This is a genomic window from Vibrio sp. V03_P4A6T147 (genome assembly GCF_002241085.1).
Classification (GTDB): domain Bacteria; phylum Pseudomonadota; class Gammaproteobacteria; order Enterobacterales; family Vibrionaceae; genus Vibrio; species Vibrio anguillarum.
In genome coordinates, this window is record NZ_NDIO01000200.1 from 1 (window position 1) to 3,181 (window position 3,181).

At 42.3% G+C, this 3,181-nt stretch carries 3 protein-coding genes; 1 reads left to right on the forward strand and 2 read right to left on the reverse strand.

Annotated elements, in window-relative coordinates; translation table 11 throughout:
• Positions 1–482 (forward strand): EAL domain-containing protein (locus tag B9J84_RS08085; RefSeq protein ID WP_143698844.1); only part of this gene is annotated, 482 nt, incomplete at its 5' end.
• Between the two features lie 120 nt (positions 483–602).
• Here the strand turns inward: B9J84_RS08085 and B9J84_RS08090 are convergent.
• The gene (locus tag B9J84_RS08090) at positions 603–1,322 is read right to left on the reverse strand and encodes a carbonic anhydrase (RefSeq protein ID WP_094123910.1); all 720 of its coding nucleotides are present in this window, start codon (positions 1,320–1,322) and stop codon (positions 603–605) included.
• Between the two features lie 158 nt (positions 1,323–1,480).
• On the reverse strand, positions 1,481–3,163 hold the full coding sequence (locus tag B9J84_RS08095; RefSeq protein ID WP_094123911.1) for a pyridoxal-dependent decarboxylase: 1,683 nt from the start codon (positions 3,161–3,163) through the stop codon (positions 1,481–1,483).
• Positions 3,164–3,181 lie beyond the last annotated feature (18 nt).

A 3,181-nucleotide genomic window follows, 5' to 3' on the forward strand; every position in this document is an offset into this window, starting at 1 on the left:
TCCTTCAACTTCTGAAAAGTGACTTCCCACAACAGATACTAACAATGGCTAAGGCTTCCGGTGTATTGCCCTCTTCTATTGTGTTAGAACTGACGGAAACTGTCATACTCGATGGAGATAAAAATGCGATTAACCAGCTTCACTCCTTAAATGAAATGGGGTTTCAACTGTCGCTGGATGATTTTGGCGCTGGTTTTAGCTCACTCAATAGCTTCTTTGATTTGCCCCTCAATCAAATTAAAATAGACAAAAGCATTGTATGGAAAACACTGACTAACCCAGCATCAGAACAATATTTAGCCTTTCTCATCCAGTTTTGTCACACCAATGGCGTCGACATTGTTATTGAGGGGGTTGAAAATGGCGACATGTACCAAAAATTTAAAGAGATGGGGGCAACTTATTTACAAGGCTATTGGTTTTCAAAACCACTATCTTTAGCCAGTGCAAGCCGCTATACATTAAATGCTGTTAATGAATAAGCACAAAAAATAGCTTAGCTAAATTAAGCACTTACACCTAAAATTTGAAGAAGCAGAGCGGAAAGGAAATAGTAAACCCTGTGAGCCCGACTGCGACTTCAAATCGCTCAAAGAGCGTTGTTATTCTTTTTCTAGCACTAAGCGAGCATTGTGAGCTTGTATGGGCCGATTGTTATTTCCCATCACACTATGTAGTGCTGCACTTTGTTGCTGTGACAAACTTTTCGGCTGCTTGACCACAAACCATCTCACGCCTTCACTGCAAGGTGGCGTTGTGAGTGACCCATTAAAACGGTAATACTCATCTAGCTTAGGTAACAGTGACTGTACTGCTAATCCTTTTGCTAACTGCACACTCGTCCCAACTTTAGGCAACTCTGCAGTAAGCTGGGCTAATGGTTCATTCTGTGCGCCCGTTTCAAACATCACCGCCAAAACTGCCAGATTGCCAGCCGCATCAGCATGCACAAAATGCGCTTCTAAAGGATATTGATGTCCTTTAATTAAGTTTTCAGAAGGGGTATGGAAGTGAAATTGTTTGAGTTCAAATTCTGTACCATCCACTACCAGTGTATTTTTCCCTGAAACTGAGGCTTGCAGCGTGTGTCCATTGTTGGTCAATGTACCCACAACGCCTGAATAGTGGATATCTAAAGATTTTAAATCAGCTTCAACGAGGCCATTGATATCAATTGGGCTTTGATTTTTGCCCATTTCACAAATTTTAGAAACATGTCCCCAATGTTCAGGGCCACGTTCACCTTCATATCCCCATTCATTTGCTTGCGCCACATAGGTAAAGCAAACGCTAATTGCTAGGGTCAACAGTTGTTTTTTCATTATCGTTCCTTGAGACAGCTTGTTATCTAAAATGTAACATTCAGGTTAATATCACGCGCACATGGTAATACATTCTTCATACCGCATCCGTGGTGAAAAATAACATTACATTGACGTGACTAGTCATTCATTTCAGTTCGCGCTCACCCTTTCCATGGCTAGCGCCGAACAATGTTTTGGCAAAACTGTTCGATATGTTTTCGGGTGGTATTGGGGTTCATTAAAACCGCTTTTTCTCCCGGAATATGTAAACAATGTCCAGTGTCATCATAATGAGTGCGCGCAATCGAATCGACCCAATTAGTGTTGAGATGCTGGCCTTTATGAGATAAGAACTGATGACGATGGTAGAGCGTATTCTCTACTATCGAATCAACCATAGAACCCTGACGTGCAACGTTCATTTCTTGCTCAAACATCGATTCAGCACTCGTCACTTTCTGTGGGTCATAGAGACGAAAAGTAACACTTGGCCCTTGGTTTTCGACTGCTGCCACCTTGCAGTGTGGTAGAGCGGCTAATTGGCAGCGTAAATAATTAGCATTTTGCAATGTATGACCAATCACGGTTTGGTAGCCTTCGATACCTAAATGTTGCAGTGCTGAATAGGCAGAAAAAACACCCACGGCACTGCGTGAACATTCAATGGTCGATTGCAAATGGCTCTCTTCTCTTTGAGCATGTTCAAAGTAGGAGTAATAACCGGGATCTGTTTTTAATACCGCGAGATCGTGTTTGTTTTTGAGCATCACCAAGCTGGAAGTATAAGGGACATAACCCCATTTTTGAAAATCGACCGTAAATGAATCCGCTAATTGTAAACTTTTAATCCTCGGCAATAAGGATTCAATACCCGTCAGTGTTGCCCGATTAAGCGATAAAGGGTTGCGTTCAAAATCATACTCTTGGAAAAACAACATACTCCACCCAACAGCAGCATCAACATGAATATGTGGTTTCATCGAAATCGCATATTCTTGGCATCTTCTTTCTCTTATCGCATAAACCTGTTCAATATCATCAGTTGCGAAGGTATCGGTACTGCCAAATGTCAACATTATGCTAGGAACAGCAATGCCATTTTTAAAACAGAAAATCAATTGTTGGTCTAATTCAGCCAAATCCATTTCATTGTTATCTTTAACTTTGATCCGAATCGCTTTACCTTGAACATCAACCCCCAACAACGACAAATTTGTCATGTTTGAATAGTGACCTGCTTCTGAATTGAATATCCTGTAATCTTCTCCCGCCAAACCATTCAGAGCTGACTTTGGCAACGCTTTTCGAATACCTAATAGATAGCCGTACAAATTACAAAATGTACCTCCTTGTGTGAATACTCCAGTCGCTTGATCACTATCATAACCAGCTAAATGCGCGATTTGCCGCACGACTAATTTTTCCAGTTCAATGGCATCTCCCGCATATTCGCTATAAACCAAGTTAGGGTTGGCAATAGTCGCAAGTAGCGCACCGTGAATGGCCGGATCACAAGGTGTCGAGATCACATTTTCCACTGAGCGAGGGTCATCCCAGTTTTTTGAACGTTTGGCGGCATAAAGCGCTAAGTCGTTAAAAGGGTGAATGGCGTGGCTCGAATGTCGAGGAATGGTGTTTGAATGCCGTAATTGTTGCTGCAATGCAGTATTTACCACGGTTGGCGCATCAATTTTTCGCTCTTCAAGCCAACGAGCGATCTCGTGAATACGATACAAAGGCCAACGATTGGGATCGCGAGCAAAAAAATGCGCTTTCACTGTCTGGAAAATTTGCTCAAACGCAGGGTTCAGTTGATTGGCGTGCTCATCTATCCACACGCTATAGTACGCTGTTTTCATGATGCTCTCTCCATGCTC

Excerpts from the sequence above, each read along its gene's own strand:
- B9J84_RS08090 (WP_094123910.1), bottom strand. The coding sequence starts at position 1,322 with ATGAAAAAACAACTGTTGACCCTAGCAATTAGCGTTTGCTTTACCTAT.
- B9J84_RS08095 (WP_094123911.1), bottom strand. The coding sequence starts at position 3,163 with ATGAAAACAGCGTACTATAGCGTGTGGATAGATGAGCACGCCAATCAA.